The organism is Paenibacillus oralis, from assembly GCF_003863965.1.
GTDB classification, from domain to species: domain Bacteria; phylum Bacillota; class Bacilli; order Paenibacillales; family Paenibacillaceae; genus Fontibacillus; species Fontibacillus oralis.
The window spans coordinates 1,416,092-1,440,149 of record NZ_RRCN01000001.1; the positions used below are offsets into that span (position 1 = coordinate 1,416,092).

Annotated in this window: 20 protein-coding genes; 6 read left to right on the plus strand and 14 right to left on the minus strand. The window is 56.0% G+C overall.

Going from position 1 to position 24,058, the window contains the following annotated elements; all coding sequences use genetic code 11:
• Positions 1–8 precede the first annotated feature (8 nt).
• From EHV15_RS06635 to EHV15_RS06670, 8 genes are all read right to left on the minus strand, one after another.
• On the minus strand, positions 9–1,109 hold the full coding sequence (locus EHV15_RS06635) for a M42 family metallopeptidase (RefSeq protein ID WP_128630540.1): 1,101 nt from the start codon (positions 1,107–1,109) through the stop codon (positions 9–11).
• Between the two features lie 55 nt (positions 1,110–1,164).
• Positions 1,165–1,983 carry a BtpA/SgcQ family protein gene (locus EHV15_RS06640; RefSeq protein ID WP_128630541.1) on the minus strand — a complete coding sequence of 273 codons (819 nt, stop codon included), beginning with the start codon at positions 1,981–1,983 and terminating at the stop codon, positions 1,165–1,167.
• Positions 1,984–2,017: 34 nt separating this feature from the next.
• On the minus strand, positions 2,018–2,668 hold the full coding sequence (locus tag EHV15_RS06645) for an HAD family hydrolase (protein ID WP_128630542.1): 651 nt from the start codon (positions 2,666–2,668) through the stop codon (positions 2,018–2,020).
• Between the two features lie 18 nt (positions 2,669–2,686).
• Positions 2,687–4,204, minus strand: coding sequence for an FGGY-family carbohydrate kinase (locus tag EHV15_RS06650; RefSeq protein WP_178075780.1), 1,518 nt, complete (start codon positions 4,202–4,204; stop codon positions 2,687–2,689).
• Between the two features lie 53 nt (positions 4,205–4,257).
• Entirely contained in the window at positions 4,258–4,995 is a 738-nt protein-coding gene (locus tag EHV15_RS06655; protein ID WP_128630544.1) for an SDR family NAD(P)-dependent oxidoreductase, read from the minus strand.
• A gap of 44 nt (positions 4,996–5,039) precedes the next feature.
• Positions 5,040–5,864, minus strand: coding sequence for a carbohydrate ABC transporter permease (locus EHV15_RS06660; protein ID WP_128630545.1), 825 nt, complete (start codon positions 5,862–5,864; stop codon positions 5,040–5,042).
• A gap of 4 nt (positions 5,865–5,868) precedes the next feature.
• Positions 5,869–6,765, minus strand: coding sequence for a carbohydrate ABC transporter permease (locus EHV15_RS06665; RefSeq protein WP_128630546.1), 897 nt, complete (start codon positions 6,763–6,765; stop codon positions 5,869–5,871).
• A gap of 65 nt (positions 6,766–6,830) precedes the next feature.
• On the minus strand, positions 6,831–8,270 hold the full coding sequence (locus EHV15_RS06670; protein WP_128630547.1) for an extracellular solute-binding protein: 1,440 nt from the start codon (positions 8,268–8,270) through the stop codon (positions 6,831–6,833).
• A gap of 479 nt (positions 8,271–8,749) precedes the next feature.
• Between EHV15_RS06670 and EHV15_RS06675 the strand changes: the two genes are divergently transcribed.
• Together EHV15_RS06675 and EHV15_RS06680 are read left to right on the plus strand one after the other, a co-directional pair.
• Positions 8,750–9,508, plus strand: a complete 759-nt coding sequence (locus EHV15_RS06675; protein WP_178075781.1) for a DeoR/GlpR family DNA-binding transcription regulator — start codon at positions 8,750–8,752, stop codon at positions 9,506–9,508.
• A 158-nt stretch (positions 9,509–9,666) separates the two neighbouring features.
• On the plus strand, positions 9,667–10,695 hold the full coding sequence (locus EHV15_RS06680; RefSeq protein ID WP_128630549.1) for a CdaR family transcriptional regulator: 1,029 nt from the start codon (positions 9,667–9,669) through the stop codon (positions 10,693–10,695).
• A 101-nt stretch (positions 10,696–10,796) separates the two neighbouring features.
• Here EHV15_RS06680 and EHV15_RS06685 read toward each other — a convergent pair whose 3' ends face one another.
• The 3 genes from EHV15_RS06685 to EHV15_RS06695 all read right to left on the minus strand — a co-directional run bounded on the left by EHV15_RS06685 (position 10,797) and on the right by EHV15_RS06695 (position 14,914).
• Positions 10,797–11,939, minus strand: a complete 1,143-nt coding sequence (locus EHV15_RS06685) for a glycerate kinase family protein (RefSeq protein ID WP_128630550.1) — start codon at positions 11,937–11,939, stop codon at positions 10,797–10,799.
• A gap of 45 nt (positions 11,940–11,984) precedes the next feature.
• Positions 11,985–13,280 carry a GntP family permease gene (locus EHV15_RS06690; RefSeq protein WP_128630551.1) on the minus strand — a complete coding sequence of 432 codons (1,296 nt, stop codon included), beginning with the start codon at positions 13,278–13,280 and terminating at the stop codon, positions 11,985–11,987.
• 617 nt (positions 13,281–13,897) lie between these two features.
• A complete protein-coding gene (locus tag EHV15_RS06695) occupies positions 13,898–14,914 on the minus strand; it encodes an SDR family oxidoreductase (protein WP_128630552.1) in 1,017 nt (338 codons plus the stop codon).
• A gap of 276 nt (positions 14,915–15,190) precedes the next feature.
• On the opposite strand from EHV15_RS06695, the gene EHV15_RS06700 reads away from it, so the two are divergent.
• Positions 15,191–16,513 carry an MATE family efflux transporter gene (locus EHV15_RS06700; RefSeq protein WP_128635225.1) on the plus strand — a complete coding sequence of 441 codons (1,323 nt, stop codon included), beginning with the start codon at positions 15,191–15,193 and terminating at the stop codon, positions 16,511–16,513.
• Positions 16,514–16,597: 84 nt separating this feature from the next.
• The gene (locus tag EHV15_RS06705; RefSeq protein WP_178075782.1) at positions 16,598–17,632 is read left to right on the plus strand and encodes a phosphatidylglycerol lysyltransferase domain-containing protein; all 1,035 of its coding nucleotides are present in this window, start codon (positions 16,598–16,600) and stop codon (positions 17,630–17,632) included.
• Positions 17,633–17,682: 50 nt separating this feature from the next.
• On the opposite strand, the gene EHV15_RS06710 is transcribed toward EHV15_RS06705, so the two are convergent.
• From EHV15_RS06710 to EHV15_RS06720, 3 genes are read right to left on the minus strand one after another with little or no spacing between them, the layout of a single operon-like run.
• Complete coding sequence (locus tag EHV15_RS06710; protein WP_128630554.1) at positions 17,683–19,860, minus strand: carbohydrate-binding domain-containing protein; 2,178 nt, start codon at positions 19,858–19,860, stop codon at positions 17,683–17,685.
• 31 nt (positions 19,861–19,891) lie between these two features.
• Positions 19,892–20,578: a DUF4956 domain-containing protein gene (locus EHV15_RS06715; protein WP_128630555.1), complete on the minus strand. Its 687-nt coding sequence runs from the start codon at positions 20,576–20,578 to the stop codon at positions 19,892–19,894.
• On the minus strand, positions 20,571–21,314 hold the full coding sequence (locus EHV15_RS06720; protein WP_128630556.1) for a polyphosphate polymerase domain-containing protein: 744 nt from the start codon (positions 21,312–21,314) through the stop codon (positions 20,571–20,573). The genes EHV15_RS06715 and EHV15_RS06720 overlap by 8 nt, the downstream gene beginning before the upstream one ends.
• A gap of 178 nt (positions 21,315–21,492) precedes the next feature.
• Here EHV15_RS06720 and EHV15_RS06725 point away from each other — a divergent pair, with 178 nt between their 5' ends.
• Both EHV15_RS06725 and EHV15_RS06730 read left to right on the plus strand, forming a co-directional pair.
• Positions 21,493–22,170: a response regulator transcription factor gene (locus tag EHV15_RS06725; RefSeq protein ID WP_128630557.1), complete on the plus strand. Its 678-nt coding sequence runs from the start codon at positions 21,493–21,495 to the stop codon at positions 22,168–22,170.
• A complete protein-coding gene (locus EHV15_RS06730) occupies positions 22,170–23,522 on the plus strand; it encodes a sensor histidine kinase (RefSeq protein WP_128630558.1) in 1,353 nt (450 codons plus the stop codon). The genes EHV15_RS06725 and EHV15_RS06730 overlap by 1 nt, the downstream gene beginning before the upstream one ends.
• Positions 23,523–24,058: the final 536 nt, after the last annotated feature.

A 24,058-nucleotide genomic window follows, 5' to 3' on the forward strand; every position in this document is an offset into this window, starting at 1 on the left:
TCCTTTCGTTAGCTGAGAATCAGGTCCTTGCGCGTCTTCTTCGGCATCGCCGGCCATAACAGGGTCGTACGGACGATCAGATCGATCAGTTGCCGCAAATCTTCAATATCGCTGCTCTCAACGGCCGAATGCGAATAGCGGGCCGCGATCGCCATATCCAAAGTGGCGATGCCCGTCCCTTCATACTGTACGTACGAAGCATCCGTCAGCACGCCGATCAGCGCGCCGCGCTGAATCGGAATGCCGCCCTGCCGCGCGGCCTCGATCGCCGTATCGCGCAAAACCTGATCAGGAATCAGCCCCATCAGCGTGCCGCGGCCGTGGAAGTTGTATTCGCTGATGACCGGGCCTTTGCCGAGGCCAAGGTCCGCTTTGGCGTTCAAATCCGGCGTATCCGTCGCCGGATAAATGTCGATGCACAGCGCCATGTCCGGCTTCAGATACCGGGTGGCCGGCAAAATCCCCCGCAAGCTCCATTCCTCCTGTACGCTGCCGACCAGCCAAACCTCCGCGTCCACCCGCTCTTTGGCCAGCCGTTTTCCCGCCTCCAGCATGGCCGTGATGCCGATCCGGTCATCGAGCGCATTGGAGAACACCCGCGAGCCGCTGCGGAAAAAGGTACGCTTGTATACTACCGGCGTCCCGACGCGAATCCCCGCCGCTTCCGCCTCCTCCTTGCTGCGGAAGCCCGCGTCCACAAACAGGTCCTCGATCGGCACCACCTGATACCGCTGATCCATGCCCGTCAAATGGTGGGAACGCGTACCGATCAGGCCTTTGACCGGTCCTTCGTCCCCCAGCAATTCGACGAGCTGCCCGAGTAAATTTTTCTCTGGAATGCCTCCGTTGCGGGTAATTTTCAGAAAACCGTCCGGCTGAATTTTGTGCACCATGAACGAGACCTCGTCCATATGCGCGGAAATCATAATCCTTGGCGCATCCGGTCTGAGCGGGGTAATCCGGCCCATGACGTTGCCCAGGTGATCGACCACGACTTCCTCGGCAAAACTCCGCATATAGTTGCTCAAATATTTGGCCAACGGCACCTCATTGCCGCTCGGCGCTCCGATCGACGTCAGTTTCTCCAGCAGCTTTAATGTTTCTTCCATGTCAAAATCACTCTCCCGTAATTAGAGGTCCACTATTAGTACATCCGCTGCCGCGTCAGCCCTTCAGCCCCGAACGAAACTCCTTGATCCGGTCCATCAGCGAACGCACTCTCGACACATCCGCCTGGTTTTCGAACTTTCCGTCTGCTTTAAAAGCCGTACCCATCACCGCGCCGTCCGCGATGGACAACTGTTCCTGGAAATTAGCGGCGTTGACGCCGGTATTCGCCAGCACCACCGTGCCGGGCACCGCTTCCTTCACGATCCGCAGCGACTGCGAGTCCGTCGGAGCCCCGGCGGTCAGCCCGGAGACGCACAAGGCATCCGGTTTGCCGACAAACACGGTGGATACGGCAATTTCGCGAATATCGCGCGCGGCCATATACCTGGCCGATTCCGGCACGATGTTGAACAGCAGCTTCACATTGTCCGCGCCGACGGCCTGCCGGTGTCTGACGGTTTCGCCGACATTGGTGTTCCACAAGCCGAAATCACTGCCATACACCCCCGTAAAAATCTCCCGCACGAACTGCGCTCCCGTCGCCGCCGCCAGATCGATCGACTTTTTGGCATCCCACAGCACGTTGACGCCATAGGGAATTTTGATTTCGCTTTTCAGTTCCCCGATAATGCGGGCCATGGCCGCAACGGTCTCGGTTCTTACGTCCGTCAAATACGGAAGACTAAACTCGTTGGAGAACATCACCGCGTCCACTCCGCCATCCTGCAGGGCGTGCAGCTCCCGTCTGGCCATTTCCACAACGTAATCCATACCTTTGGCCTTGTCGTAGTACGGGTCGCCCGGCATGGCCTGCAAATGGCACATGGCAATGACCGCCTTATCCGTACCCGTCAGCTCTTGTAACCAATTCATCAGCAAATCCCTCCATTGTAAAATACATGTTTCGCTAACCGAGGTCCGGAAAAATCTCCAGCAGTTCGGGAAGCGCGTAAATGATCCGGCTTGCTCCGCGCAGCTCTTCCGCGCCGCCAAAGCCGAAATCGCAGCCCACGGCGGGAATTCCGTGAGCCGCGGCCGCCTCCATGTCGGATGCGCGGTCCCCGATCATATACGCTTGCGGGACGGGTTTTCCCGACAGATGGACCTGTAAAATATCCGCCTTCACCGTGCCTCCAACCAATCCTAGACAAAGCGGATTATGGAAGAAGCGGCGGATGTCCTGCGAATCCAGCACCGCGTTTAAATACGGGGCGTCACAATTGCTGGCGGTCGTCATCCGGTAACCGCGGGAACGCAGTTCCTCCAGCACCTCCGCGGCATGCGGCAGCAGCACCTTCGCTTCATGCAGCCGCTGCACGATCAGCTCGTCATAGAGCGCAGAGCCGCCGAGCCGCTCTTGCAGCGTACCCTCCGGCATCAGCCGCCGCCACATGTCGGCCTCGGACAGGCCGAAGGTACCGAGAATTTCGCGGTCCGAAGGCAGCCGCAAATGAGCAAAGCGGCTTACCGCTTCGCGTACGGTACGAATCGTGATGCGGCTCGAATCAACGAGCGTGCCGTCGATATCAAAGATCAGCAGGGGCGTTTCTCTTGCCATCCCCGTACCTCCTGTTTTCTATCTTTTTCCCAGTTCAACGATCTGCTCCCGGGTGTTGATATACAGTTCCCTGTATACTTTGTAGCGGGCGTCATAAACTTCGGCCAGGTCGGGGTTCGGCTGCAGCTCCAACGGATGGCTGATCCGCAGGGCCAGCTCCTTCATAAACGAATGGCCGAACAATTCCGCCCCCGTCCCCGCGAGCAGCGCATCTCCGATCGCGGCGTTCGTGTTCTGCATAATCCGCTGCGGGCGCCGGCTGACGTCGGTCACGATCTGCGCCCAGAACGGATCGGTCACGCCGCCTCCGGCCCCGATCAGGGAGACCGGCCCAAGCATCGCCTCGAACGCTTCAATGTTATGACGGATGCCGTACGCGACCGCCTCCAGCGCCGCCCGCGACAGATCGGCCGCGTTATGCTTCAGGCTCAGTCCGGCGATGACTCCCCGGGCGTCGGGATCGCCCAGCGGCGTGCGCTCGCCGCTGAAATAAGGCAGCATCACCAACCCGTTGCTGCCGGAAACACTCGTCTTCGCCGCTGCGAAAAACGTCTCGAACGGTGTGCCCGGCGGATACGCCAAGTCCATCACCCACCGCACCAGCGAACCCGCCGCCGACATGCCGCCGGCCACGGCCCAGGCCCCCTCCGCCAGCCCCGGGGAAGGCCAGAACGTTTCGGAACGGTTAACGGGCTTATGCGTCGTGGCGATAAAAAACATCGAGCTGCCGTACATCATGAACAGATCGCCCGGCGTCAGCGCGGCGGCGGAGATCGCCTCGGCGAGCGCGTCCGCCGAACCGATCACGACCGGAATGCCGGCCGCAAGCCCGGTTGCCGCCGCCGCTTCCGCGGTCAGAACGCCGGCCAGGTCCCCCGGCCAGCCCAACTCCGGCCACGCGATGCCGTCTTTTAAAGCGGTGTCGTCCGCCAAATAAGTCCGGATCATTTCATCGTCCCATTCCATCGTGTCCATCCGGAAGAAGGGGGCATAGCTGGGCGCGATATACGCATCGATCCGCCACTCGCCCGTCAGCTTGTGAACAAGATAGGTCGAAGCCGGCACAAAACGGGCCGCCTGCCGGAACAGTTCCGGCTGCTCCTCGCGAATCCACATGATTTTCGGCCCGGCCGTCTGCGAAGAGAGCAGTTGACCGAAGCGGTCCAGCACGAATCCTTCGCCCAGTTCCTCATTCAGCCGCTGAATCTGCTTGCCGGCGCGAACGTCCATACCGTACAGAATCGCCGGCCGAAGCGGGCGGTTGTCCCGGTCCAGGGCGGCGACGCACGGCGACAACGTGCTTACGCCCAATGCCCGCACCTGCGATACTTGAAACGTTCCGCGCGCAATTAACTGCCTGACGGCGGTCCTTAAGCCTTCCCACCAAACGCTTTCGGGGTCCTGTTCAGCATACCCCGGCCGGGGAAACGATACATCGTGTTGCAAAGCCGCGGTATCCAGCAGGTCTCCCTGCGCGTTCACGGCTACCGCCTTAACCGAATAGGTTCCGATATCCACCCCAAGCAAAACGTCCATTTTCATCCCTCCTTGTCGCCCGAAATCGTCCGAAACGCCGCCGTCCTAAACCATCAGAACGTCATCATGCCTCCGGTTACGTTAATGGCCTGTCCGGTCATATATTTGGCGTCATCCGAGGCGAGAAAATAAGCGACGCCCGCCACATCTTCCGGATCGCCTAGCCGGCCCAAGGGGGTTTTTACGAGCCAAGAGTCCGCCGACATCGGAGCGTCGTTGCCGATATCCGTCTGGATGATGCCCGGGCAAAGGCTGTTCACGCGGATATTGTGCGGTCCAAGCTCTTTTGCCATCACTTTGGTCAGTTGGATCACGGCCGCTTTGCTGGCGCAGTACACGGTCTGAATCGCTGCGCCGTCCTTGCCGCCCATCGAGCCCATGTTGATGATATTGCCCCGGCCGCGCGCGATCATGCTGCGCACAATCGGTTGGGAAACGAAATAGATGCCTTTGACGTTCACGTTAAACTGAAGATCAAACTCCTCTTCGGTCGTATCAATAAACGAAGTCCATTTCAGCACGCCTGCATTGTTGACCAGCACGTCGACGAAACCAAACGTTCCGAGCACGTCCGCGATGACCTCGTCCACCCGCGCTTTTCTCGTGATATCGCAGCAATAGTAGGCGCCCCCGGTGTCCGTTGTCAACGCGGCCGCTGCGGCGCCGGGCTCGGCGGGAAGATCAAGTATCACCACCCGATACCCTTCTTGGCCGAACCGCCGTCCGATCGCCAGTCCGATGCCCCGGTTGCCTCCGGTAATCAGCACCGTCTGCTTCTTCTCATTGCTCATTGTTTTCTCATCCTTTCCTGCAGGTTTATTTTCAAGTCCAGAGGCTATCCCTTAACCGCCCCAAAGGAAAGGCCGGTCAAAATGTTGCGCTGAATCAGGAACGTCAGCACTGCAACCGGGATGATTTGGACGATCTGCGTGGCGGCCATCGTCTGGTACTGGACGGATACGTCGCTGGCATATCCCGACAGAACGACCGGCAGCGTCTGGCTCCCCTGCCCGGTGAGCACAAGCGCAAACGCCAGCTCGTTCCAGGAGAAGATGAACACGAACGCCGCAATGACCAACACCCCGTTTGCCGCCAGGGGCAGCAGGATGCGGATCATCGAGCCGAAATAAGAGAGACCGTCGATCATCGCCGCTTCTTCAACCTCCCGCGGGACGCCTTCAAAAAAGACGGCCAGCAGCCACACGGCAAAGGTTGCGTTCACCATCGTATACACGATGACCATGCCCCAGATGGTGTTCGTCAGGCCAAGCCGGCTGAACAAAATGTAGAGCGGAATCATGGCCGCCACCGGCGGCATCATGCGCAAACTGATAATCCAAAACTGAATCTTCTGCGTGCGTTCGGTTTTAAAGCGGGCCAGGCTGTAAGCCGCCGGAATCGCCAGCAGCATTACGAATACCGTCGTCAGCACCGCGATGATCAGCGAATTAAGCAGGGAGGGCAGAATGGAACCGGCCCCGTCGAACAGCTTGGCGTAGTTGGACCATCTTAGTTGATCCGGAACCCAGATCGGCGGATACATCTGCGTCTGGATGTACGATTTGAATGAAGTGCCGATCGCCCACAAGATCGGGAACACGCTGAACAGGGCAATCCCCAGACAGACGATGCGAAGCAGGGTGTTTTTGACGGTTTTCATCCGGTCAGTCCTCCTTCAGCACGTATTTTGCGAATATTTGGCTCAGGATGACGGTAAGCGCCATAATGACGATCGATTCGGCCGCGCCCTTCCCGGTCTGAAAATATTTAAACGCGTCGCGGTACACCGCAAATCCGCTTACCATCGTGCTCGTTCCGGGACCGCCGTTCGTGGTGGCCAACACCAGGTCAAAGGTCTGGATGATTTGTACGACCGACAAAATGACAGCCACGGACAACACTTTTTTGAGCAGCGGCAGATCGATCTGCAGCACGCGGTTCCACCAATGAGCGCCGTCCACCTCGGAGCTCTCGTAAATCTCCTTGGAAATGCCGAGCAGTCCGGCGAGCACAAGCATGGCAACAAACGGCGTCCACTGCCACAAGTAAATCCCGATGAGCGCCGCCAAAGCCTGCCCAGGGGTGGCCAGCCAGGTTTGCGGCGGAAGGTGGAAAATGCTTAAGATGTAATTGACCAGTCCGAGCAGCGGATTAAGCAAGTAACTCCAGAACAAGCCGACAGATAAAGGCGTGATCATGACCGGCAGCAAATAAACGGTGCGCAGAAAAGCCGTTCCCCGCAGGTGGCCTGCCAAGGCAAAAATTTTGGCGACCGCATACCCCAGAATAAATTGCAGGGGGAGCGCAATCACGACGAACAGCGCCGTTTTGCCCAGCGAGTTCAGAAACAGTGAACCGGGACTTAAAATTTCCAAATAATTGCTCAGGCCGATAAATCGGCCCGACCCGCTCGTGCGGATTTGCATATCGGTCAGGCTGATCCAGAAGGAGTACAGACCGGGAAAGGTTGTGACCATAAAAAGAAACACCAGCAACGGATACAAAAAGCTGCGCGACACCATCCGTTGTTCTTTGCTTTGCGCCGATCGCGGTGAAGACATGTTGAACTCCCCTCCTGTACGGGAGGATGGTTCTGTCCATCCCCCCCGCTAGTAAAAGGCAAATATTAATCGTTTACGGTATATCCCGCTTTTTTCAGCATGGCTCCGATTTCCTGATCCGCCGCCGCCATCGCTTCCTCAAGCCCCACGGTTCCTGCAAGGTATTCTCCGATATGAGTGCCGAGCGTGTCGATGATTTCGAAGCTCTCCGGAATTTGCGGCCGGAAGAAGGCTTCGGCCGTGTCCACGATTTCCCGCTCGGTGGTATAGTAGACGTATTTGCCGGCCAGCGTCTCATCGTTCAGCACCGAATAACGGTTCGGAAAGCCGCCCGTATCGGCGAACCGATAAGACATCTGCGGACTTGTGAACCAGACGAGGAAATCCCAAGCCAAATCCTGCTGTGCGGAAAAGCGGTTGATGCCCATCGAGTACCCGCCAACGGGCGCGGACTGTTTAACGCCTTCGGAGGTCGGAGCAGGCGCTGTCGCATAGCTCTCCGTGACGGTCGATTTTTCCGGATCGGACAGCGGGGCAATGTCGGTAACCCAAGGCTGCATCATCGCCGCGCGCCCGGAAGCAAAGGTGGATGCCCGCTCGTTCCAGGACATGTTCAGCGCGCCTTCCGGCTCGTAAGGCAGCAGATCCTTGAACATTTTGACTACCTTTAGGCTTTCCGGGGAAGAGAACAGCGGCGTCATGTCGGCGTAAGGATCCTCCGAGCCCGGATACATGCTTTCGAACGGCTTGCCGCCCGCGTTGTAAATATATTCGAAATAAGCTTGTCCCACGGCCGTGCCGGACTGGTTGTTCAGCACACCGCCATACACGCCGGGCAGATCGTTATTTTCGGAGATCGCCTTGATGTCGCCGACATATTCGTCGAGCGTTGCCGGCGGGCCATCGATCTTGGCCGTCTCAAAATGCTGCGTATTATAAGCCAGCATCACAAAGTAAGGCGCAAAAGGCATGCCGAGCAAGTTATCCTCCCAAGTGCTGGCCTTTTGCATTACGCCGAAGAAGTCGTCATAATCGACAACTACCGCCGACTGCTGCAGCCGGTCGTTCAGCGGAAGCAAGTACTGCGACAAGGCCCCGACCCACGGTACGTCATAAACAAACAGGTCATCGGCGGAGGACTGCTCGCTTCCGGTGAGAATTTCCCGGGAGTACGCGGCATCGTATCCGAACTGGCTGACATTGACGGAGGCTCCCGTCAAATCCTCGAATTGCTTAATCAATCCGGTCATGGATTCGACCCATGGGTCGGATACCGAAACGATGTTCAGCGTCTTGCCCTGCCACTTCCCTTTTAACCCTTCGGTGAACTCGTTCCATGCCGCGAGCTGTTCCTCGCTCGTGGAAAACACCGCGGCTTCGCTTCCGCTGCCGCCGTTTCCGTTTTCTCCGGACGGCGCTCCCGTTGTATTCGTCCCGGCTCCGCATCCCGCAATGATCACCAAGACAGCTGCCAAAACCGACAAAAAGCTTTTCTTTAACACCATGATTCCCTCCTTAAAAATGATCTTTTGTTGACATACCTATATATGAATTGGATAGGTAACAAGAGGTGAAGAAACGCCGGAAATTCGAGACTTCCATCGGTCGTGTCATCTTATATGACATTTCATATTTTTCATCGACATTTCGTTTTCTTTCGATCATTTTTAGAAAATTAAAAATCGTTTTTCGAAAGTTATATTGTCATTATAGAATGAATTTTCGACATGTCAACAAGTTTTTAACAATAAGGATTTTCTTATGTTACATTATCTAACATATAGTAATCAATATTCTTATTGGCGGCATGCAAAGACATCAAGTACAGCTGAACGCAAAGGGTGGTAAATTAGATGCGGATGGGTTAAAATCAATTCATAAATGTTCACAAAATGATTCTGCAATCATTTTTAGAAACATTTACTTACCCGATTTTGATTGCAGCAGAAAAAAAATGAAATTCATTCGAAAAAGAGGTTGGAGTATGGGAGTAAAAAACTATAACCGGAAGCGCGATATTCTAAATATGCTGCATGAAACGTCTCCCCTTTCGGTCGCAGAACTGGCCAAGCTGACGGGCGTATCACTGCCGACGATCCGAAGGGATATAGGCGAGCTGGAGGCTCAGGGGATGGTAATCCGTGACAACGGCATGGTTATGCTGCGGGAAATCAGTGCGGAAACGATACACATTCAACGCGAGGGGCACAATCTGGATTTAAAAAGACAAATCGCCAAATACGTGGTCTCCCGGATTAAAGACGGGGAGATTATCGCCATGGATATCGGCACCACCTGTGTAGAAATCGCCAAAGAGCTGATTACGCGGCCCAATTTGTCCGTCACCGTCTTTACCTCTTCCGTGCAAGCCGCGTCCATTTTGTGCCGGAGCAGCCTAAACGTCTATCTGATCGGCGGGTTTGTGCGCAATTCGGAAATGGCGAACGTGGGCTCGATTGCCATCGAAACGATTTTGAAATTTAAATTCGACCGTTTTTACTTAAACCTTGCCGGTTTAAACAATGAAGACGGGCCGACGGATTATAATCTGGAAGAGACGGAAGTGAAGCGGGCGTTTATTTCCAGATCCCGCGAAGTCGCCGCCGTGCTCGACAAAACCAAGCTGGGCAAATCCGCACTAGTCAAAGTCTGCGAGTTGAACGATATTCATGAAATCATTACCAATGCCGACGAAGCGCCTCCCTTCAAACTGGACTTCACCGGCAAACTGACCCTCATATGATTTGATGAAAATATATGCGAAAATTTAAGAAACCGGTGGAGAGCACCGGTTTTTTTGCTCCTTTTGTCATTTCATGCAAATGCACAAATGATGTATACTCTTTTGCCAAAGGGTAAAATGTTTGTAGGCGGATTCTTTTTCCGAAGGAGGACCCCGAAGTGTTCCAGCTTTCCGAGAAGCAAGCCCAGGAAATCGTAGATAAAATGATGATGGATATTCCCTATAACATCAATATTATGAATGACCGGGGGATCATCGTCGGCAGCGGCAAAAAAGAAAGGGTAGGCACCGTTCACCAAGGCGCCGTCAAAGCGTTGGCCACGGGACAAATGGTGGAGGTGTGGGAGGACAAACGGTTTGAGAAAAAAGGCACCAACGAACCGATCGTCATCGACGGCCGGCGCGTGGGCGTCATTGGCATCAGCGGCAATCCGGACGAGGTCCGGCCTTTTTGCAATATCGTAAGGACGACCGTAGCGCTGCTGGTCGAGCAGAAAACCGCTTTGGAAAACCTGGCGCATGAAGCCACCCGCAAAAAGGCGTTTCTGGAAATGCTGCTTGCCGCGCAAGGACCGTACACCCAGAAGCTGAAAAAAGAAGCCGCCGCCTACAAGCTGGACCTGCTGCTAAAAACCGCGGCGCTTTATCTGAAGCATCTCCAATGGGACGAAGAGGCGTCCAAGCTGCTGCGGCCCTTTCCCTCTTTTCCCCTGGAGGAAGACACCTGCCTCATTCTCTTGCAGCACGAATTGGACACGGAGCCGCTGATTCGCCAGCTGTTAAAAAAACAACCCGATGTATTGATCTCCGTCGGCCAGCTTGAGAGCAGCATCGCGGAGAGCTACCGGCAGGCGAAGTCGGCTATGGGCGTATTGCTGGCTTTAAAGCTGCCGGTGCGGACGATCCATTACGAGCAGGTTCCGTTTCTGGTGAAGCTGAGCCAAGTGAAACTGTCCGCCGACCTGCATGCCGTCGGCAAGCTCGAGGACGTAGCCGATTTGCTGGAGACGCTGCGCAGCTTCATCAACAACAACTGCAGCGTTTCCCTGACGGCCGCCGAATTAAATATCCACCGCAACACACTCCAGTACCGCCTGAAACGGATCGAAACCGTGACCGGCAAAGATCCCCGGAACGTGCTGCAATTGTTTGAGCTTACCCATGGCTTGTTGTCGTTGTACAGCTAAAGGGAAAGGAAAAAAGAAAGGCCGCATACGTCGCGACCTTTCTCCCTCAGCTTCCCATGTTGTATGGAGACGGGTTCCATCCATCCGCCCGCCCTTGTTAACTACTCGCTCAACTTCAACACCCTGGCGATGTTTTCGCAGGTGCGCTCCACGTTTTGCGGCCCTTCGGCCAGCAGCTTCTCCAATTCGCCCGCGCCCGGAACGATGCCGAACACCGCGTCGATGCCCTCCTCGTACAGCGCTTCGATCCCTTCGCCGATGTAACCGGCAACGGCAATGACTTTTTTGCCCGCTTCTTTGGCCGCTTTGGCTACCCCGTAAGGGGTTTTGCCGAATTTCGTCTGAAAGTCGATGCCGCCCTCGCCGGTAAACACCACATCCGCTGCCGCCACTTTCTGTTTCAGGCCGGTGTATTCGATAACGATCTCGATGCCCTTCCGCAGCACGGCCTGCGTAAAAATCAGCAGCCCTGCTCCCAGCCCGCCGGCCGCCCCGGCGCCCGGGATATCGCGCACGTCCTTGCCGAGCTGCCGCTTCGCAATGTCCGCATAATGGGCCAGGCCGGCGTCGAGCTGCCGCACCATCTCCGGCGTGGCGCCTTTTTGCGGGCCAAACACATGGGACGCGCCATGCTCGCCGCACAGCGGATTCGTCACGTCGCAGGCCACGATCAGATTCACCTGCCGCAGCCTTGGATCAAGCGCGGAAATATCGATCCGCTCCAGCCGTTCCAACGCTCCGCCGCCGCGGGGCAGTGCGAGGCCGTCCGCATCCAGGAACCGGGCGCCCAGCGCCTCGGCCATGCCCGCACCGCCGTCATTGGTCGCGCTGCCGCCAATGCCGATGATAATCCGCTTGATTCCCTGATCGAGGCATTCGCGGATCAATTCGCCGGTGCCGTACGTGGTCGTGATGAGCGGATTTTTCGTCTCCTTGTTCACATGGTGAATCCCGCTGGCCGAGGCCATTTCGATCGCGGCGGTCTCTCCGTCGCCCAAAATGCCGTACTGTGCCGTCACCGGCTCCCCAAGCGGACCGGTTACCAGCTTCGTATAGATCCGCCCTCCGGAGGCGTCCACCAGGGATTGCACCGTGCCTTCGCCGCCGTCCGCCATCGGAACGTGGATATAGTCGGCGTGCGGGTAAACTTTGCGCAGCCCCTTTTCCATCGCATCGCACACTTCCTTGGCCGTCATGCTCTCTTTGAACGAATCAGGCGCCAGCACAAATGTTTTCGCTTTCATTCTTTCACCTCATCTATGATTGTGGAAAGTCCAACTTTAGAACTTTTAGAACAAAAATCCGTAAATCAACGTCGCCGCAATGGCCATCGTTCCGCCGACAATGGCTTCGTAAGGAATGAGGCCCATCCGCTGCTTGATCGTCATTTTCATCGCTCCCGCCGTAACGTGGAAATAGTTGCCTTGCGGCAGGGAGTCGATCACGGTGGCCCCGGTATGGACCATCACCGCCGCCGCCAGCGGAGCCGTGCCCATATTAAGGATGGCTTGTCCGAACGAACCTGTTGCCAAAATAACGCCCGTCGATGTGGATGCCGTGGCTGCGGCCATCAGGATGCCGGAAATCGGCGCCAGGAAGGTACCCGAAATCCCCGAAGCTTCAATCAAAGACACCACCTGCGTCGACAGGTCCGAAGCGGAGATCAGCCCGGCAATGCCGCCCGCGCCGATCAGGATCAACACGGTTGCCGTCATTTTATTCAAGCCGGAGGCGGTGTACTCCAAAATCTTATTACCTTGGCCCATGGCCAGCATCCCGATGATTCCGGCAATCGGCAAAATGTACATGGCGTCCACTTTAAACTTCGCGAGCGCCTCGATGCCCGACAGCGAGCCGATCGGGTTGATCATCAGCAGGACGACGGCGACCAAAGGCGCCACGATCGCTTTGCCCAGCGGGGGATATTTCGACGTGTCTACCGCCTCGTCTACTGCTTCGGCATCTGGCACTTTGGCTCCTTTATTTTTCAATAGCGTAGCGACGATGACCGTGACGATCAGGCCGCAGACCGCCGGAATCAGGCCGGCCAGCATGACTTGGCTCAAGTCCAGGTTGAAGCCGCGCGCGGCGGCAATCGCATTCGGGTTCGGGGAAATGATGTTCCCCGCTTTCCCGCCGCCGGATAACGCCAGGAGCAGGGCAATCTTGGAGATCCCCATCTTGTTCCCGACCGACAAGGCGATCGGCGCTACGATCAGCACGGCAACGGGGATAAATACGCCCACCGCGGTAATGATCATGGTCGCGAGCGCCAGCGCCAGAATCGCTTTGCTTCCGCCGAACTTCCTGACGATCGCCTGGGCAATCGTCTCGGCCGCCCCCGACTCCATCATCACCCCGGCCAGCACGCCGGCCGCGAGCACCCGGATGACTGTCCCCATCACGCTTTGCGTCCCGCTGACCAGCACGCCAACGGTTTCTTCCAGGTTGGCTCCACCAATTAAAGCGCCTACAATCGCGCCCAAAAACAACGCATAAACCGGATTCAACTTTCTTAATATCAGAACGATGGCTATAGCGAGCCCCGCCAAAGCGCCAATCCAACTGATCGTTAGTCCTTCCATCTGTCTTCCTCCCATGCATTTGTTGAACACGCTTTCAGTATAAAGGGCCCTTGCCGGAAAAAATATTGATAAAGGGACGAAATGTATTGTGCAAATGCACTGTGATCCGCCTCACGTTCAGCCTCGAATGAGATGTTTGAATTATGCGCTCATAAAGTTCCGCTATTTTCGGACCAGGACTGGGCACGCTGAATAAGAAAAAACGCCTGACGGCGTGCTTTAATGGCTCTGACTTCTACTTTGGAGCGATTGGAGGGATTGGAGGGATGGGTTCCCAAGCTCTAACGGACACCAGCGACCTTATCCGCCCATTTCCTGGGTATTTCCCAGGCTAACGGACACAGGCGACCCTATTTCGCTCTAAACCCGTTCGTCCAGGCCGATTTGAGGTAAATAAGGTCATCTGTGTCCGTTACATTTTTGCAAACCTCCGTTTTTTCGAAAATAACGGCTCTGGTGTCCCTTAGCCCCCTCCAGGTCCTCTTCTCCTCCCCTCACTACCTGCGCACCGCCCTCTACCATGTCCGAAATTTTATAAATTCTATAGGTCAAAAAAAAGGACGCCAAGCTGGCGTCCCGGGGCCTGAATGAATCAGGCGCTTTCATGTTTTCAAGCCTTATTCGCTTACGGCTTTGGCGGCCGTCTCCAGTGCTCCGATCACTTTATCGCACCAGGCGTCGAACTCCGGGTCCTCCGGCTGATGCTCAGGATGGGCCAAAATGTATTCCACCGTCCGCTTGATGCCCTGATCGGCCCGTGTCGTGGCTACGAAATCGGGAACCAGCCTTTTCAGCTTGGCGTTGTCGAACACGACGGTGTTGGCCTTGTCGCCGAGCAGCGCGCCCCGCAAATCATAGGGACCGCTGGCGGCCAGAAATTCGGAAGCGACATGCACTGCGCGCAGCTTCACGCCAAGGGCACCTGCGATAATTTCATAAATTTGATTCCAGGTGACGCTTTCGTCCGAGGTAATGTGCACCGACTCGCCGATGGCGTGAATATTGCCCATCAGCCCGATAAACCCTTTGGCGAAATCGCTGTTATGGGTTAACGTCCACAGCGACGTGCCGTCCCCGTGAATGATCACCGGCTTGTTCTCCAGCATGCGTTTGGCCACCTGCCACGAGCCTTTGCTTCCGTGAACCCCCAGCGGAATGGACCGCTCGCCATAAGTATGGCTTGGCCTGACGATCGTCACCGGGAAGCCATGTTCCCGGTACTGCTTCATCAAATACTCCTCGCAGGCGATTTTGTTCCTGGAGTAAGCCCAGTAAGGATTCGATAACGGCGTTCCCTCCGTGATGCGGTAATCCGACAGCGGAGTTTGGTAAGCGGACGCCGAGCTGATAAACATATATTGTTTCGTTCTCCCGTTAAACAGACGATAATCCCGTTCCACCTGAGACGGCTCAAAAGCGATGAAATCGGCTACCACGTCAAAGGTTTGGTCCGCCAGCAGCCCCCTGACTTCGTCCTCATGGTTGATATCCGCTTGAATGACTTTTACGCCGGCCGGCAAATTCCCGTTCCGGGTTCCCCGGTTCAAAAGGTAAAGCTCGCAGCCCTGTTCCGTGAGCTGTCTCGTAATCGCCGAACTGATTGTCCCTGTTCCTCCGATAAACAGCGCTTTCAAAAAAATCCCTCCCCATGGCTTTTCCTTCCTTGTTTATATGGTATCATTTAAAAGTATCGGTTGAAAGCGGGGAATTTCGGCGATCCATCCGACTTCATTGACAGAAATCGCCTGTGGTGTTATCTTCAACCCTATCGCTAACCTTGCGATTCGTTCAACTCTTCGTCCGAAGAGTTTTTTCCATTACACGAAAAGAATGTGATTCCTTTGAAACAGGCTCTGGCACGTCTACAAAAAGAGGGCGGCATACTAGACAAACTTTTATCCGGCGAATCGATGGATTACCGGCAAGTAATCGCCTTGTTTTTGCCGATTTTGGTGGATCAGGCCTTTATCGTCGGCCTTAATCTGGTGAATACCGCGATGATCAGTTCCTCGGGCGTCGCGGCGGTCAGCGCCGTCAACATGGTCGACTCGCTGAACGTGTTCCTGATCAATGTTTTTGTCGCCGTGGCCACCGGGGGAACGGTGGTCGTGGCCCAATACAAAGGCAGCGGCAATGACCGCATGGTATCCCAGGCCGCGGCGAGCACGGTCGCCTCGGTATCCCTGATGGCTCTGGCCATCGGCCTGCTCCTGATCGGGCTGCATAATCCCATCATGAGCCTGCTGTTCGGCTCCGCCTCCGCCGACGTTCTGGACAGCGCCCGGGTCTACCTGATCGGCAGCAGCATATCCTACATGGGCTTGGCAATTGTGCAGGCGGTATGCGCGGGACTGCGGGGAATCGGGAAAACACGCGCCTCGCTATCCCTCTCGCTGATCATGAATCTGCTGTACGTGCTGCTGAATGTGGTGTTCATCAACCTGCTCCACATGGGCGTGCTCGGGATGGCTTTTTCCGTGAATATCGCCCGGTATACGGGCGCAATCTGCGCCTTGTATTATTTGTTCAAAATGGAGGAATCGCTGCGGCTTCACCTGCGCGACCTGTTCAAATTACCGTTGTCCATGCTGCGCAAAATCATGTTCATCGGGCTTCCGTTCGCCGCGGAGCAGATGTTTTTTAACGGCGGGAAGCTGCTCACCCAGGTGTTTATCGTCAGCTTGGGCACCTATGCGATCGCGACCAACGCCATCGGCGGTTCGCTGGGCATGGTGTTTCAAATTCCCGCGGGCGCCTTGTCGCTCACGATCGTCACGGTTGTCGGGCAGTGCATTGGGCGCGGCAGTATCGCCGATGCCCGCAAGTTCATCAAGTCGTTCCTTTGGCTCGGCTCCGCTTCCCTGACGCTAATCGGGCTTATCCTGATGCCGTTCTTCCGGCCGCTGGTCGGTTTGTTCGATCCTCCCGCCGAAATCGTCGGCGATATTTTCTGGATCCTGCTCATCAGCAACATCGCCCAGGTCCCGCTATGGCCGATCAGCTTCATCCTTCCTTCCGCGCTGCGGGCGGCGGGAGACTCGCGGTTCACTTCGGTAACCTCGATGCTGACAATGTGGCTGTTCCGGGTCGTGCTGGGATACGTTCTCGGCATCACGCTGGGCTTCGGCATCATCGGCGTCTGGCTGGCGATGTGCTGCGAATGGGGCGTGCGCGGCGTGATTTTTCTGTGGCGGTTCCGCGGGAAAAAGTGGTATGCTCATAAGGTCATTTGAAACGTGGCCGATGATTAAACTATTCGACGCAAATCAACGTCTTTAATCAGCCTAGAAATCACCAGTTTAGGAGTAGATGTTCCTTTGATCGATGTCACGCAAGAGCGCCGCCTGCAGCGCTTGCTGCATAGCTGCGGACACAACTCGCACACGCACTTATACTACCTTGGCGATAAAAAATGGTTTTGGGATTCGAAGCACGAAGCATGTATCGTCTACCGCAGTTTGGGAAACCGCAGCATCGCGTTGGGCGATCCCCTGGGCAAACCGGAAGCGATTCCGCGGGTGATCGGACAGTTTATGGATCACTGCCGCGCGCACGGACACATCCCGGCTTTTTATCAGGCCAAGTCTTCCTGTTTGCCTCTATACAAGCAGCACGGGCTCCACTATGCCAAAATCGGAGAAGAGGCCCAAGTCGACCTGGCGAAGTTCCATTTGCACGGAAAAGCGTGGCTGAAGCTGCGCGGCCGGATCAATAAATTGAAGCGGACCGGCTTTTCCTTTGAGGTGCTTCTGCCGCCGTTCGAGGATCGGTTCCTGAGCCGGCTGCACGCGATTTCGGAGGAATGGCTCGGCCAGCGGAAGGAGAAAAGCTTCTCCGTTGGTTCGTTTTCCCGGGCGTATGTCAAGCGGTTCCCCGTAGCCGTATTGATTGGTCCGGATGGGGAATACGAAGCCTTCGCTTCGCTTGGCGGCGATCCGCCCTCGTGTTTGTCGGATTCGCGTGAACCGGCCGTGACCCGCCAGATCACCGTAGACCTTATGCGGTATACGAAGGCTTGTCCGCACGGCGCCATGGATGTGCTGTTCGCCTCCCTGTTTATGTGGGCCCAGGAACAGCGCTATGATTTTTGCAGTCTCGGCATGGCCCCTCTGGCCAACGTAAATGACCTTCTTTTCGCCAAATGGGTTTATAAATACGGGAACAAGTTCTATAACTTCAAGGGGCTGTACGATTACAAGAACAAGTTTGCCCCCGCCTGGCAGGACGTGTATTTGGTCTATCCTCCATCGGTCCTCCCGGTTACGCTCACCGTACTCATGCTGATGATCCATACTGCTTCCGGGACCCGAAAGCCGGCAAAGGACAAGATGCTTTCCAACTTTGTTTCGTAGATTGGCTCCAATATGAAATCAAGCCGGCGCGTCTGCGCCGGCTTGGATTTTTATTGGGCTTCCGTCGTATTCGATTCTTCGGCAGTCTGCTGATCGGCAGGCAACCCGCCTTGCGGTTCTATGCCTCCCCGGCCGCCTCTGCCTCCGCCGCCGCCCGGGCCGCGGCCCATCGAATTGCCGTCGGTGACGCCGGACTCGTTCAGCCACGTCGTCACGCTGTCCGTAATTTCGAACGAAACCACCTTCGTGCCTCCGCTGTATTCGCCGTCCGTATACAGGCCGTCCGCCGGGGTCCCGGTCGAGCTGCCGCCGCTGTACAGCGTGTAGGAACCGGCTTTCAGATCCGGCGAGCTGATGACGACGTTCCGGTAATCTTTTGCCGGCGCAAAGGTCAGAATGCTGTTCCCCGCGCTATCCTCCAAATGAACCAGCGTTCCGGCCGCCTGCGTCGCGGTAAAGTTCATCGCCACCGAATACTGGCTGGAAGCGTCGGACGGAGCCTGGGCCATACCCGCGCTGCCCGCCCCCACCAGGATGCCGCCGCTGATCGTGAAGCTGCCGTCATAATCCAAAGTCCCGTTGCCGTCCGAGGTTGGGCCGTTCACGATGACGGTGCCCCCGCTCATCTCGATCGAGCCGTTCGAATCCAGTCCGTCGCCTGCCGCGTCCACCGTCAGGGAACCGCCGGTGATTGCAAACATAAGGGTTCCGGTATCGCTAGTTTGATCCTGTCCCTGTGGGCCGCCCGGTACGGACTCGTCATTGCCTCCCGTCACGTTGACCCCGTCATCCGAAGCGACGATATGCGTTTCCCCGCCGGAAATCGTAATCGCCGCCCCTTCAATGCCTTCATAACTCTTGGCGATATCCAAAGTGCCGCCGGTGATCTCCACCGTTATATCCGCATGAACCCCGTCGTCCCCGGTTTGGATGGAAAAATTCCCGCCTTTGATGCCGACGTTCCCGTTGCTGTGAATGGCGTCATCCGCGGAGTCTACCGTGAAGCTGCCGTCATGGATGATGACATTGCCTGAAGCTTTAAGCCCTTTGGCGCTTTGCGATTCCGTCTCTTCCGTGGTGACGGTGCCGCTGTCGGTGTCAGTCGTACCGGACGACTGTTCCGTAACGGCGGTGTCGTCCGCGCCGTTCGCCCCGGCCGTATCTTCCGTCTGCACGTTTCCGCTCGAACCGGCCGCGCCCTCGGTTTTGCCGGCGTCTTGCGGAACATCCGCCGTTCCCGGCCAGCCGCCCCCTCCTGGAGCGCCTCCTCCCCCAGGACCGCCAGGTCCGTTATCTTCCGTATGATCTTCACCGTTCTCGTTGCCGCCGCCCGTTACGAGGTCAAAGGTGCCGCCGTCCACCACCAGCGAAGTCTCGGCCTGGATGCCGTCGTTTCCGGCCTGAATGTCGAAGGTGCCGCCGGCGATGGCGACAAATCCCTTCGCTTCGTCGGTGTCATTATTCGATTTGATGCCGTCTCCCCCGGCGGTTACCGTGATATTCCCGTCTTGCACGGCCACCATATCTTTCCCGCGGATGCCGTCATCGGCCGCGTTAACCACCAATGTACCGCTCATGATTTTCAGGTCGTCCTTGCTGTTGATCCCGTGCATGTAGTTGGCGTTTACCGCAAGCTTGCCTTCCCCGTTAATCGTCAGATCCGCCTTGCTGAATACCGCCGCGTTCGGCTCGTCATCCGAGGCGTCCGGGAAGACGTAAGTTTCCCCGTCGGAAACGGTGTTTTCCGTGCCCGCGGCCAGCGTGACGATGGCTTTGCCCGCGGCCTTCACATAGATTGGCGCGCTGTCGCTGTCATGAATATCGACGCCATTCAGCACCAGATGAACATCGCCTTCATCCTGCGCGTCGACCACGATCTGCCCTTCGCTAAGCTCGCCGCTCAAAACGTAGGTACCTGCGGCCGTAATCGTCACCGTTCCGTCCTCCGCCTCGGCTCCGGCGCCATCGACCGTGGCGTTCGCGCCATTCAGTGTAATCGTCGTGGCGCTGTCCGCGCTCCAATCCACCGTATTGTCGCTATCGTCAAACGTAACCAGATCCGCTGCCCGAATGCCCTCCACAGAGGCGGCAGTGGCGTCGGCGGCCGCTGACGTCTGCTGCGTTCCGGCCGCCGCTCCCCCGTTTGCCGAAACCGATCCGCAAGCCGAAAGCATAGCGGAGCAGAGCAGCACGATTCCCAACTTGTTCATCGCCGTAAAGTTTTTCATTTTTCATCGATCCTTTCGCTTATGATTTTTTTCATGCATATTCGTGTGCAGCCGGACTCATCGTCAGCGAGATGTCCAGATTGCCGTTCCGGACGCGGATGTCGTCCAGAAATTCCTTCTGGTTCGCCAGATGATCGATCGTAATCGCATAAACCAGCTCATACAAGCTGCCCAGCTCGGTGGTTCTGATCTTTTTCAACTCGTACCCGACGTTGTGTTTCTTGAATACCTCGGCGAAGGCTTCCTCGTAGCCCAGGTTCTCCGGGATCGTCACCTTCAGCGTTTTCTGCAGCGTTTTTCTTGCCCCAAAGTTAAACCGGTTCAGCACAACCATCAAAAGGCACAGAATGATCGTAAATAAAACGGCATATCCAAAGGAGCCAACGCCGCAGGCCAGCCCCGCCGCCATCGTGAACAGCACGTACGAAATATCCTTCGGATCGCCGGGCGCGCTGCGGAAGCGGATGATCGAGAAGGCGCCGGCCAGGCTGAACGCCCGGGCGACATTGCTGCCGATCAGCAAAATGATAATCGCCACAATTGAGGGCAGCAGCACCATCGTTAACGTAAAGTTTTGCGAATACCCTTGCGGGTTTGTTTTCATATAAGTGAAACTGATGATTCCGCCTAATACGAAGGAAATCAAAATGGTGATAACGGCTCCCGTAAAACTTAGCTCCGTGTTCGTTAAACTGACGTTAAAAAGCGTATCAAGCATAAAGAACACTCTCCTTTGCCACGTCTTTGTTTCTGATCATTTTTTTGTATTCGTTGCCGTATTTGGAGAAGCTGGTCCGGTACATCCCATGCTCCGAAAGCAACCTCGACAGCCATACCGGAACCGTCTTCTCCGCCTTCACTTCCATCAGCCACAGCCCTTGCTCCACCAAAGGCTCGCCGTAATCGCCCTGTTCAAGCCTCACATCATACCGCCGGCTGCGGATGTTCGTATCGAAGGTGATGCGCAAATCCCGGTTGTTTTTGCAAAAAAGCGCTTTGCGGTCGTAAGCCAGGTATACCTTCGGCTCCAGGTCGTAACGCTGCAGGAAGTATGTAATTTCGTGCAGGACCTGTTTGTTCATGTAATCCTGGTATTCCGGCTCGATTCCCGTGCGGACGAACTCGTAAGCTTCGTTTAAGCGGAGCGCGGTCCGTCGTTTGTTGACCAGCCCGAACACTTTTTTCTTGATTTCGAGATACACCTTCGCGTCCGGCCGCGGAACCCCGTAAGCTCTGAGCCGCAGCTTCTCTTTATACTTGGGCTTCGCCAGGCTGCTGCGGATCAGCGTATCGTGCCTGGTATCGAAATAAAGGTTGCTGATGGAGTAAAACTCGTGCTGCTTGTTGTATTCGTCCGGCTCCATATATTCGAGAAGCTCCACATAAAAATTGCGATAGGCCTCCGTATCCAGCAAATATTTGTTTTCGTATCGGTTGAATACCTCGATCGCCATAACCTCAAATCCTTTCTGTCATCATACTTTCGGCGCCTGTCCCGCCGGCTATGTCTGTATCTTAAACGCCGAACCTTTAGTGAATCTTAAATGGAGTCCTTAAGGTTGGTTAAAGGTAATCCTGATATAATAGCGGAGGCAAAGCACAAAGCGACTTTTTAGAAGAGGATGACAAGCGATGAGAATATTGATCGTAGAGGATGAGGTGCGTCTGGCGGAGGCCCTGACCCAAATCTTGAAAAAACATAATTATTCGGTGGATGCCGTGCATGACGGAAGATCCGGCTACGATTACGCGCTAAGCGGGATTTACGATCTGCTGCTGCTAGACGTGATGATGCCGGAGATGGACGGGTTTACGGTATTAAGGAAGCTGCGCAACGAAGGGGTGTCCACACCGGTGATTCTGCTGACCGCCAAAGGGGAAACTAACGATAAAGTGACGGGACTCGATTGTGGGGCCGACGATTACATCGCCAAACCTTTTTCCACCGAGGAGCTGATGGCCCGAATCCGCGCCGCGCTTAGGCGCAAAGGCGAGGTGATCCCGGAGGACGCGCTGAAATTCGGGGATATCGAGCTGAATACGTCGAACCTGAAGCTCACCGCCTTGGGCAAGGAGATCAAGCTGAACCTAAAGGAAAGCGAACTGTTGGAACTGCTGATTTCCCGGAAACAGGCGGTTACTTCCAAAGAGCAAATCATCGAAAAGCTATGGGGATTCGACTCCGAGGTGGAGTATAACAATGTGGAGGTTTATGTTTCTTTTTTGCGCAAAAAACTGACCTTCCTGAATTCATCCGTGCGCATTAACACGATCCGCGGTCTGGGGTACGTATTAGAGGTGAGTTCCTAATGTTTAAAAAGCTCAGGAACCGGTTTCTGATCGTCAATCTGGTCACGATCTCCGTGATGATGCTCGTGGCGTTCGCCGCCATTTACATCATCACCTATCGGGATGTGCAAAGCGACAGCAAAGGGGAGCTGCACAAAATCTCCCAGTCCTATGAAAAACCGCCGGGCCGATCCGGGCCGCGGGATGACCAGCCGCTTACGGACGGCAGCGGATCTGCGGAGACGGTACGCCCCGATGGCGCGCCTGCCGACACGGAGCGTAATGATGGTGCATCTGCTGATGACGCGCCTGCCGGCAATCGGCCGCCGGATGGCCGGTTCGAACCGCCGCCGGAACGTTCGGTTTCCTTTATGCTGCTGGCCGATGCGGATTGGGGGCTGATCTCCGCGAAGTCCAAGTTCGATATGGACGATGAATTTTATACTAGCGCTTTGGAGAAAGCCGCATCTCAGCAGAAGGAGACCGGGCAATTCAACCTCGACGGGAGCCATTGGATTTATTCCGTCCGTCCCGAAAATGACGGGTACATGCTGGTCTTCCTGGACATGACCGCGCAGCAGGAAATTCTCATCAACCTCATTTATACGTTTGCCGTGGTGGGGTCGGTGATGCTGGTCGCGTTGTTTTTCGCCAGCCGTTATTTCGCCAACCGGTCCATTGCCCCGGTCAAGGAAGCATTCGAGAAGCAGAAGCAGTTTATCGCCGACGCGTCGCATGAGCTGAAAACCCCGCTTGCCATCATTAACACCAACGCCGATGTGCTGCTGGCCGGCGGGCCGGACACGGCGGAAAACCAGGCGAAATGGCTGCATTACATCAAGTCGGAAACCGAACGGATGGCCAAGCTGACGGGCGACCTGCTTTATTTGACGCAAATGGACGACGCCCGGACGGAGATGCTCTATTCCAAGTTCGATCTGAGCGAAGCGGTTGAGACGATCATTTTGACGATGGAGGCGGTTATTTTCGAAAAAGAGCTGTCGCTCGATTACGAGATGGAGCCGAATTTGACGGCATACGGCAACAGCGAGCAAATCAAGCAGGTGGTCATGATCCTGCTCGACAATGCCGTGAAATACGCGGGGCCGCAAGGTTCGATCCGCGTCTCGCTCCACAAGCAGTACGGCGAAGCCGTGCTGGAGGTGTCCAATACGGGCGAAGGCATCGCCCCCGAGCACCTGACGCGCATCTTTGACCGGTTCTACCGGACCGATGCCTCGCGGTCGCGCAAGCAAGGCGGCTACGGCCTGGGCCTGGCGATCGCGGGGTCGATCGTCGAACAGCATCGCGGCCGGATCTACGCCAAAAGCACCCCAGGCGAATCGACCACGTTTTACGTGCATTTGTCCTAAAATGCGCGCCCAGCGTCGTCCGCGATGCACTCCGTCCGAGGTGCTCTGTCCGAGGCACTCCGTCCGCCTTCTGCCTTCGAACGGATCGTAATGACGTTATTTGCCCATTTCCCGGGTATTTCCCGGTCTAACGGACTCAGCAGTCGTTATCTGGCTCTATTGGAGAGTATTTTCGCGATTTTGCCGGCAATAACGCCTCCTGGGTCCGTTATCATTTTTCGGCCCCCCGTTTTGGCCCGATTAGCGTCTCTCAGGTCTCTTAGCAGTGCGGCACACCTTTGCGTATCAGACAGAAGAGGTTACTTTCATTGTTATAGACATCAGCCCGACCCAAATCAACTGCCAAGGGCGTTGAAAGCTTGAGGAAAGCGAAGACCGGTGGGGTGGGCGGCAGATCAACACTCACTGTCCGGACGCTTTGCACGATTATCCCGTTTGATCAGGGTAGCAGAGAAACAGACAAGCTCGGGAGAAGAAAATATTTGGTGGAGAAGCAGATAGGTTCGAGATAATTTAGACGGGCTTAGGAGAAGGAA

What these genes read in the sequence shown, in the direction of transcription:
- EHV15_RS06635 (WP_128630540.1), bottom strand. Translation starts at nt 1,109, where the DNA reads ATGGAAGAAACATTAAAGCTGCTGGAGAAACTGACGTCGATCGGAGCG.
- EHV15_RS06640 (WP_128630541.1), bottom strand. Translation starts at nt 1,983, where the DNA reads ATGAATTGGTTACAAGAGCTGACGGGTACGGATAAGGCGGTCATTGCC.
- EHV15_RS06645 (WP_128630542.1), bottom strand. Translation starts at nt 2,668, where the DNA reads ATGGCAAGAGAAACGCCCCTGCTGATCTTTGATATCGACGGCACGCTC.
- EHV15_RS06650 (WP_178075780.1), bottom strand. Translation starts at nt 4,204, where the DNA reads ATGGACGTTTTGCTTGGGGTGGATATCGGAACCTATTCGGTTAAGGCG.
- EHV15_RS06655 (WP_128630544.1), bottom strand. Translation starts at nt 4,995, where the DNA reads ATGAGCAATGAGAAGAAGCAGACGGTGCTGATTACCGGAGGCAACCGG.
- EHV15_RS06660 (WP_128630545.1), bottom strand. Translation starts at nt 5,864, where the DNA reads ATGAAAACCGTCAAAAACACCCTGCTTCGCATCGTCTGTCTGGGGATT.
- EHV15_RS06665 (WP_128630546.1), bottom strand. Translation starts at nt 6,765, where the DNA reads ATGTCTTCACCGCGATCGGCGCAAAGCAAAGAACAACGGATGGTGTCG.
- EHV15_RS06670 (WP_128630547.1), bottom strand. Translation starts at nt 8,270, where the DNA reads ATGGTGTTAAAGAAAAGCTTTTTGTCGGTTTTGGCAGCTGTCTTGGTG.
- EHV15_RS06675 (WP_178075781.1), top strand. Translation starts at nt 8,750, where the DNA reads ATGGGAGTAAAAAACTATAACCGGAAGCGCGATATTCTAAATATGCTG.
- EHV15_RS06685 (WP_128630550.1), bottom strand. Translation starts at nt 11,939, where the DNA reads ATGAAAGCGAAAACATTTGTGCTGGCGCCTGATTCGTTCAAAGAGAGC.
- EHV15_RS06690 (WP_128630551.1), bottom strand. Translation starts at nt 13,280, where the DNA reads ATGGAAGGACTAACGATCAGTTGGATTGGCGCTTTGGCGGGGCTCGCT.
- EHV15_RS06700 (WP_128635225.1), top strand. Translation starts at nt 15,191, where the DNA reads ATGGATTACCGGCAAGTAATCGCCTTGTTTTTGCCGATTTTGGTGGAT.
- EHV15_RS06710 (WP_128630554.1), bottom strand. Translation starts at nt 19,860, where the DNA reads ATGAAAAACTTTACGGCGATGAACAAGTTGGGAATCGTGCTGCTCTGC.
- EHV15_RS06715 (WP_128630555.1), bottom strand. Translation starts at nt 20,578, where the DNA reads ATGCTTGATACGCTTTTTAACGTCAGTTTAACGAACACGGAGCTAAGT.
- EHV15_RS06720 (WP_128630556.1), bottom strand. Translation starts at nt 21,314, where the DNA reads ATGGCGATCGAGGTATTCAACCGATACGAAAACAAATATTTGCTGGAT.
- EHV15_RS06725 (WP_128630557.1), top strand. Translation starts at nt 21,493, where the DNA reads ATGAGAATATTGATCGTAGAGGATGAGGTGCGTCTGGCGGAGGCCCTG.
- EHV15_RS06730 (WP_128630558.1), top strand. Translation starts at nt 22,170, where the DNA reads ATGTTTAAAAAGCTCAGGAACCGGTTTCTGATCGTCAATCTGGTCACG.